Genomic DNA, 7,881 nt, shown 5'->3' on the forward strand with positions numbered 1-7,881 from the left:
CCTCCCCTCATGCCGCCCTTTTCATCCCGCCGTCCGCAGACCGGATCAACCGGACTTCTCCACCCGCCGGCAGCGTCAAGGCAATTTTCTCGTCTTCCAGTCTGAATGTGCGACCTTGCACGATTTCGCTTCTGATCCGCAACTCCGAGAGCCTGCCGCCGCACCAGATCATATCAATTTCCAGCTGCCCCCGGCCTCTCAATCCCCGCGCCTCGCCATCGGCCCAGGCTCCAGGCAAAGCCGGCAGGATGACGACTTCGCCGGACTGGCTTTGTACCAGCATTTCAGCGACGGCGGCGGTGTAGCCGAAATTCGCGTCTATGTTGAACGGCGGGCAGGCCGTCAGAAGATTGGGATATAGGCCACCGCCGAGATCGGCCTGTCGCTCAATGGTGGAGTCGACCGGGTTCAGCAGGTGCCCGATGTTGCGATAGGCCATATCCGCACGGCCGAGCCGCGCCCAGAGCGCCGCTTTCCAGGCAAAGGACCAACCGGTGCCGACATCGCCGCGCTCTTCGAGCACGCGCGAAGCGGCGGCGGCAAGCTCGGGCGTCTCGGCAGGCGATATCTGCGCCGCCGGAAAGACGCCGTAAAGGTGAGACACGTGGCGATGGGGGTGCTCGGCCTGCGGCAGGTCTTCGCTCCACTCCAGAAGCTGCCCGTCGGCGGCTATGCCAAAGCCCGGAAGCCGGGTGAGGGCAGCTGCCGCTTCAAGCACAACCGCATCTTCGGGCATGTCCAGAACAGCGGCGGCATCGACGATCGTCGAGAAGAACTCCCTCAAGATCGCGATGTCCATGGTCGCACCGATGCTGAGTGCGTGGCGGCTTCCGTCGGGCAGGAAATACGTGTTTTCCGGCGATGTCGACGGCGCCGTCGTCAGGCTGCCGTCCGGCAGCTCCACCACCCAGTCAAGGTAGAACTCGGCCGCGCTGCGCAGGATCGGCCAGGCCGTGTCACGCAAGAATTTTCTGTCGCCGCCGAACAGATAGTGTTGCCAGAGATGCTGGCAGAGCCACGCGCCCCCCATGGTCCAGAGGCCGTAACGGATCGGATAGTCATGGGCCCGACCGTTGAGCGCACCGATGGCGGTGGTCTGGTACCGACCATCCACCTGGTGGTGGGCAACCCAGCCACGCATCCCGTACTGCACGGACGCGGTCCGCATGCCGAACACACTCAGGCTACTGATGAAATCGAAGAGCGGTTGATGGCATTCGGCAAGGTTGCAGGGCTCGGCCGGCCAGTAATTCATCTGCAGGTTAATGTTGATGGTGTAATTGGACCACCATGGCGGCTGTACCTTGTCGTTCCAGATGCCCTGAAGGTTTATCGCCCGTGACCCCGGTCTGCTCGACGAGATCATCAAATAGCGACCGTAGTTGAACAGCAAGGCTTCCAGGGCAGGGTCGCGCGCGGGCCCCGCCTGGCGCTGCAGGCGTTCGTCCGTCGCCAGGGCGGACGGACCGATCGGGGAGCCAAGCGTCAGGGAGGCCCGGTCGTAGAGTGCGCGATGGGCAGCCACATGTCGCTCAAGCAGACTGGCCAACCCCAAACGTTCGGCAGCATCTAGCCTGTCCATGCAATCCCGAAGCTGCACGTCGTCCTCACATCCGACAGAGGTTGCGACAAGCAGCGTGAAATCGCCTTCGACGACCAGCCCTTCACCATCCGATGCCACGGATGCCCCGAGAACGCGGACAACGGTGACGCATTTTCGTGGCGGATCATCCTCATAAAAAATGTTCTCGCCATCGCGGACCCGTTCGTCCACGCCAGACCAGTCCACCATCGATGGCGCGTCAGCCCAGATGACAAGTTCCCGACCGGTGCTGCGGGACACATGGCGGGTCTTGGACGTGAGCGAAAGAACGGTTCTGGCCTGTGAAGGATTGTCGAAGCCGGCGTCGAGTACGAAAAGCTGATCGGGAGCCGACGCAAATGCCCGTCTTTTGACATGACCGACCTCCGGTGCGTCATAATCAACCTCAGCGATCGCCGTGCCGAGATCGAGCCGTCGCGTGTAACCCTCCACGGCCTCGTGATCCCACCCGATGATCAGATCGGCCGCCGGCAGATATGGCTGGTTGAACTCGGTGAGCAGCTTTTGTTCGACGAGAACCTCGGCGCCCGCCACGTCACCTGCAAACAGACGCCGGCGCACTTCATCCAGAACAAGGGGGCCCATGGCTACCGGCGCGGGGGCATCCCGTCCCGCCCAAAAGCGATCGTCATTGAGGCAAATCACGTCTGTGGTCGTGCCGCCCCGGATCATCGCTCCGAGGTTGCCGTTGCCCAACGGAAGGGCTTCATTGAAATTGCGGCCCGGCGCACTGTAGAAGAGCCTGTGATATTCGTCCTGGAAGCGGCAATCCCCGGTCGTCGGGAGGCTTTCGGCCTCCGCCTGTCTGCAGTCCTCGTTCATCTCTTCATTCCTTCACGCCGCCAGCCGTCAGGCCCTGCGTGATGAAGCGCAAGCCGAACAGCACCACCAGCAGGGCCGGGACCGCCAGCAGGACGAGGCTGGCATTGTAACGTCCTATGCCCGATGGCGTCGCGCCAAGCACCTCCTTGAAGCGCAACACGGCTTGCGCCGCCGTGGTGTGGGTCACGTCCGAGAGAAACAGGGACGGCAACAGGAAATCCTGCAGGGACCACATGATGGAAAGAGCGCCAAGATTGACCAGCGCCGGCTTGCTGAGGGGCACGAAGATGTCGACGAAGACCCGGAAATGCGAGGCGCCGTCCATCAGCGCCGCTTCGATGAACGTCTTCGGCAGGCTTTCCGCGTAATTGCGAACCAGAAGCACACCGAAGGGCAGTGTCATCGCGGCCTCGGGGAGAGCGACGCCAATGAGCGTGTCGCGCAGGTTCGTCTCCCGCGTAATGAAAAACAGCGGAATCAGAATGGAGGTGAGCGGCACCGCCATGAAGATCAACACCACCGAATACAGGACTTCGCGACCCCGAAACTCGAAGAATGTGAAACCGTAGCCGGCAAGCGCGGAAATCAACACGACAACGAGCGCATGCGTCAGTGCGATGACGAAGGAGTTGAAATAGGTGCGCAGCAAGGACACGCCGCCGATCTCCTGGGTCAGCACGTCGATGAAGTTCTGCACGCCGTTGAAGGCGAATCCGCGTGACACCGCCGCGATCAGCGGCAGCGACCAAAGCGCTGCCAAGAGGATGATGAATGTCGTCATCACGATCTTTTCGTAACGGCGACGATACAGCATGTCGGATGATGCGCTCATTGGTGCCGATCCTTGCCGGAAAACCGCATGTGAATGGCGGAGAGAACGAGGGTCACCAGCAGCGTCGCGATGGCCGCCGCGGACCCGTATCCGACATTCGCCCCGGTGGTTGAAAACGCGTACACGTAGGTACCGGTAATCTCCGTCGCGCCGGCCGGGCCGCCGCCAGTGGAGAAGAAGACGATGTCGAAGGCGCGAAAGCTGGTCAGAAGCGTGGAAATGACAATCGTCCGGTGAGTACCCTTCATGATCGGAAACAGGATTTCGACGAAGAGACGCCAGGTTCCGGCGCCGTCGATGACGGCCGATTCGATCAGAGAGGTGTTGATGGTGCTGAGATTGGCCGTGTAATAGAGCACCGGCAGACCGATGATGTAGACGAAAAGGATGATCACCACGCCATAGGCAAGCGTCGGATCAATCAGCCAGTTCTGCGCCATCCATCCCAGTCCGATATCGGACAGCAGGACGTTCACCGAGCCGAACCGCGCCTCCAGCAGGGTGCGGAACACGGATGCGACCAGCGACAAGGGCATCAGCGCCGGCAGCAGAAATATCGTGTAGAGCAGGGTTCGTGCGCGCCATGTTGCCGACAGGGTGACGGCGATGAAGAAACCGAGGGTCAAGGCGGCGCCAATGCTGACGCCCGCGAAGACCAGGTTGTTGACGAAGGCCTTGAGGAAGCGGTGATCCGTGAACAGGAGCACGAAGTTCTGCAGTCCGATCCACTTGCCGTTGACCAGTGACATCGAGATGCGTTGCAGGCTGGTATAAAACAGGAAGCCCGTCGAAAAGACATAGTAGACCGCGAACATGAGTGCGAGCGGGCCAAAGAAGAGAATGGATTCCCGCAGGCCGAGACGATGGATGATCGGCTTCTGGTTCGACATGACGTTTCCTTCGGAGAAGAGTGCCCCGTGCGCTGACCGCGCAACGGGGCAGCCTGAATTACAGGGCGTTCGAATAGCGACCGCTATCCCACTCGCCCTGCAGGTACTTGAGCTGCTGGTCGACCGGCGTGCCGCTCGTTATCGATTGAATGAGGGCGTCCCCGACAACATTGGAGAAGTCCGACACATTGTTTCGATCGCTTGAGGCATTGCGCATCAGATCCGCTACCACGCCGTAATCCTTGGCGACCCTTTCGCTGGAGAAGTAGTCCGTCGGTAGGGTGTAGTTCTGCTTCGCCGGCACCACGAAGAGAGTGTCGTCCCATTGAGAGACGCCATCGCCCGACGTCATGAATTCCACGAACTTCGTCGCTTCCGCCTTGTGCTCGGAGGCCTTCGGCACGGCGAGACCGACTTCGATGAAGCTGCGGATTGCAGGCGTGCCGCCATCCAGCATGACCGGCAACGGCGAAACCGTGACGTTGTCAAGCTTCATCCCGTTGGCCTTGCGGAAAGGGACGGAAAGAGTGCCCATCTCCCAGGTGCCCTGCAGGAACATCACCGATTTGCCCTGCTGGAACAGCTCGACGGAACGTCCATAGTCGAGGTCGAGGGTATCCTTGCCGAAGATGCCGTCCTTGAAGAGGCCGACGGTGGCTTCGAAACCGGCCTTGGCCTCCGGCGAATCCAGGCGACCGCCCTTGTCATACCGCAGCCTGTTGAACCAGCCCGGAGAGCCTTGCTCGATAATCGTGTCGCAGATCTCATCCAGGAACCAGTTTGCGCCGGTGAACGCGACAGGCACCAGATCGGGCCGCTTTTGCTTGACCGTCTTCACGAAGGCAGCGAGTTCGGCCCTGTTCTTCGGAATCTGCAGTCCGAGTTCGTCCATCAGATCGAGATTGTAATAGGCAACAACCGAGCCGAGCGTTCCCATGGGGGCGATGTAAAGCGTGTCGTCGCCCGCCAGGAGTTTGGCCTGCTCGAGCGCCTTGGGCGCGAGCTGCGTCTCGATCGGAGACGTGCCGTACTGGCTGTAGAGTTCCGGCAAGGGCTCGAGATAGTCCTTGACCAGCTTCACCATGCTGCTCGTCTGGACGGCGGCGACATCCACCGGATCGCCTGAAGAGAGCGCCAGAGGCAGGCGCTGCTGATAGGCGGATGATTCGAGGAAGTTCACTTTGACGTCGATGTTGGGATTGGCCTTCTCGAAGGCCGCAACCATCCTGTCGACCACCGGAGCGGGCGGAGCCCAGGTCCAGAATGTCAGGGTCGTCTGCTCCTGGGCCACTGCCCAGGAATTCCATGAGACGGCCAGCGTCCCGGCCAGCACGATGAATTTCGAAACACGCATGATTTCCTCCCAGAAAGTTTCAACGCGCCGAATTTAGGCCTTTAGCCAGGCTGGCGAGGGCTCGACGCGCGCCCCCGAAGCATCAAAGAAGTGCAGGCGCGACAGCGGCAGACAGAGCTCCAGCGTCTGGCCCTGTAAGTCACGTGCATTGCCGTTCATCCTGAGGACGACCGGCTCCGCTGCCCGTTCGCCCCCACGCACCCTCGTCAAGTGCAGGATGGAATCAGCGCCGAGCGTCTCGACCAGCGACACGGTGCAGGGCAGACGGATGCCCGGCGCTTCGGCGTCGGGCGCCAAGGTGATATCCTCGGGACGAATGCCGACTTTCGCGATTGCGGTTACGGAACCGTTCGGCTCGATCGGCAGGTGTTCGATCTCGAAGACATTCATCGCCGGCGCACCGATGAAGGTTGCAACGAAGAGATTGGCCGGGCGATCGTACACATCCTGCGGCCGACCGACCTGCTGCACTTGTCCGCCGTTCATGATCACGACACGATCGGCCATCGTCATCGCCTCGATCTGATCGTGCGTGACATAAAGAGTTGTGATGCCGAGCCGTCTTTGAAGGCCGGCGATCTCGACGCGCATGTGCATGCGCAGGCGGGCATCGAGGTTCGAAAGCGGCTCGTCCATCAGGAAGATCTTGGGATTGCGCATCAATGCGCGCCCCATGGCGACGCGCTGGCGCTGACCGCCGGAAAGAGCGGCGGGCTTTCGATCGAGAAGAGCCTCGAGCTCGAGAAGTGCGGCGATCTCGACCACCCGAGCCGCCCTGGCTTCGCGCGATACACCGCGCAGGCGCAAGGGATATTCCAGGTTCTGCCTGACCGTCATATGCGGATAGAGCGCGTAGTTCTGAAAGACCATCGCGATGTCGCGATCGCGCGGATGCCTGTCCTGCATCGGCTCATTGTCAATGCAGAGGCTGCCTGCCGAGATGGTTTCCAGACCGGCGATCATTCTCAGGAGCGTGGTCTTGCCGCAGCCGGATGGTCCCAGAAGCGCGATGAACTCACCCTCGTCGACGGAAAGATCGACCGCACTCACAGCCGCGTAAACGTCACCAAAGCGCTTGGTCACTCCGTCCAGGCGAACAAATTCTCCCACTGCACAGTCTCCTCTTCCTCACCAATACGGTTATCTACATGTTGATATCGATGTCAACTATATTTCAGTTCTCTTCCGCAAAATCTCCGTGTTCTCTCAAGCGAACGATCGTTCTGCCCATAGCCGAACATATCTGGCGGTATGTACAAGGCGACATCGGACTGCCTACAATTGATATCGATCTCGTTTTCTGTCCGTCAGCAGCACGCTGAAGGTTCGGCAACCTGCCTCTCACCGATCGGCGAACGCCTTGCCCGGTCATCCTACCAGCATTCAGTCCTTCGACCGAAATGTCGACCGCAAGGCGCAACAGTGAACGATGACGGAAGCCAACCCGCCTTTCCCGTCGCCGCTTCCCCGCAGCAATCGTCGGAATTGCGCGAACGGGTGATGCGCCTGCGGAAGGAGACCCCCGTTGTCGCTCCGATCCTTGAGCCGCATCCTCCAGATCGCCACGGTGCGGGATCAGCCGGCAGACCCACTCCGAACTTCCAGCGGCGGGCAGGAGCGTCAAGTCCGAAGGCGGAAAAGGCAGATACCGGGTCGATCGTGCAGGCCCGCTCGCCGTTGTTCACGGGCAAGGTGAAATGCCAGGGCGCATCGCGGTGGGTTCCCGCATGTGCAGTAAGAGGCAATCGCCGGGGAGCGTGAAGCCTTCACCGCACGGCGCATCCAGGCTGTCGATAAGCCCGGAGGACGCGCCTGACCTCTCGGCCGCCACACCATGGCGCTGCAAGCGAACTTTGGCCCGAACCCGGCGGATTTTCCGTCAGGCCTGGCGCTCCGGAGATCAGGCAGGGCATGATGTGTTCGAATAGCTCGCGGTCCGCAACAACCGGAAACGCAAGCCTGACAGAACCGGAATGCTGTCGGCGGTCGAGCTCGACAAGCGGCAGATCACTATCCCGTGGGTTTCTAAAACAGTCGGGCCATTCAAGCGTGATCGGGAAAAACCTCTCCGCTGGCCGGCGCCCCTCCCTACTCGTCTCCCAGAGCACGGCGGTAGTCGCTCATGGGCAGCAGGATGTCAGCGGCTTGCAGGTCTTCATGCATGCGTCCCCCGGCAATGCAGAACGTTACAGATCCCCCATCGCCATCGGCACGATGACCGATGACGAACCCTAACGCGGACATTCGGACTGATATCGCCCCCTGAGCGCAAAAACCGCCCCTAGCGAGGAGCGGCTATGTATTTGTGCTGGATTGGTTGCGGGGGCAGGATTTGAACCTGCGGCCTTCAGGTTATGAGCCTGACGAGCTACCGGGCTGC

General features: G+C 60.9%; 5 protein-coding genes. All 5 read right to left on the reverse strand.

Annotated features, from left to right (window positions below; genetic code table 11):
• Nucleotides 1–7: 7 nt before the first annotated feature.
• The 5 genes from NN662_RS19235 to NN662_RS19255 are packed head-to-tail and all read right to left on the reverse strand — an operon-like array spanning nucleotide 8 to nucleotide 6,611.
• A complete protein-coding gene (locus NN662_RS19235) occupies nucleotides 8–2,425 on the reverse strand; it encodes a glycoside hydrolase family 95 protein (RefSeq protein WP_261931813.1) in 2,418 nt (805 codons plus the stop codon).
• Nucleotides 2,426–2,429: 4 nt separating this feature from the next.
• Nucleotides 2,430–3,257, reverse strand: coding sequence for a carbohydrate ABC transporter permease (locus NN662_RS19240; RefSeq protein ID WP_261931814.1), 828 nt, complete (start codon nucleotides 3,255–3,257; stop codon nucleotides 2,430–2,432).
• Nucleotides 3,254–4,147 carry a carbohydrate ABC transporter permease gene (locus NN662_RS19245; RefSeq protein ID WP_261931815.1) on the reverse strand — a complete coding sequence of 298 codons (894 nt, stop codon included), beginning with the start codon at nucleotides 4,145–4,147 and terminating at the stop codon, nucleotides 3,254–3,256. Before NN662_RS19245 ends, NN662_RS19240 begins: the two co-directional genes overlap by 4 nt.
• Before the next feature lie 58 nt (nucleotides 4,148–4,205).
• Complete coding sequence (locus tag NN662_RS19250) at nucleotides 4,206–5,501, reverse strand: ABC transporter substrate-binding protein (protein WP_261931816.1); 1,296 nt, start codon at nucleotides 5,499–5,501, stop codon at nucleotides 4,206–4,208.
• 33 nt (nucleotides 5,502–5,534) lie between these two features.
• Nucleotides 5,535–6,611: a sn-glycerol-3-phosphate ABC transporter ATP-binding protein UgpC gene (locus NN662_RS19255; RefSeq protein WP_315972605.1), complete on the reverse strand. Its 1,077-nt coding sequence runs from the start codon at nucleotides 6,609–6,611 to the stop codon at nucleotides 5,535–5,537.
• Nucleotides 6,612–7,881 lie beyond the last annotated feature (1,270 nt).

Origin of the sequence: Rhizobium sp. NRK18 (genome assembly GCF_024385575.1) — a bacterium.
Lineage (GTDB): Bacteria > Pseudomonadota > Alphaproteobacteria > Rhizobiales > Rhizobiaceae > JANFMV01.

Bases quoted from the DNA above. Each gene is read 5' to 3' on its own strand.
- NN662_RS19245 (WP_261931815.1), bottom strand. From the start codon at position 4,147: ATGTCGAACCAGAAGCCGATCATCCATCGTCTCGGCCTGCGGGAATCC.
- NN662_RS19250 (WP_261931816.1), bottom strand. From the start codon at position 5,501: ATGCGTGTTTCGAAATTCATCGTGCTGGCCGGGACGCTGGCCGTCTCA.
- NN662_RS19235 (WP_261931813.1), bottom strand. From the start codon at position 2,425: ATGAACGAGGACTGCAGACAGGCGGAGGCCGAAAGCCTCCCGACGACC.
- NN662_RS19240 (WP_261931814.1), bottom strand. From the start codon at position 3,257: ATGAGCGCATCATCCGACATGCTGTATCGTCGCCGTTACGAAAAGATC.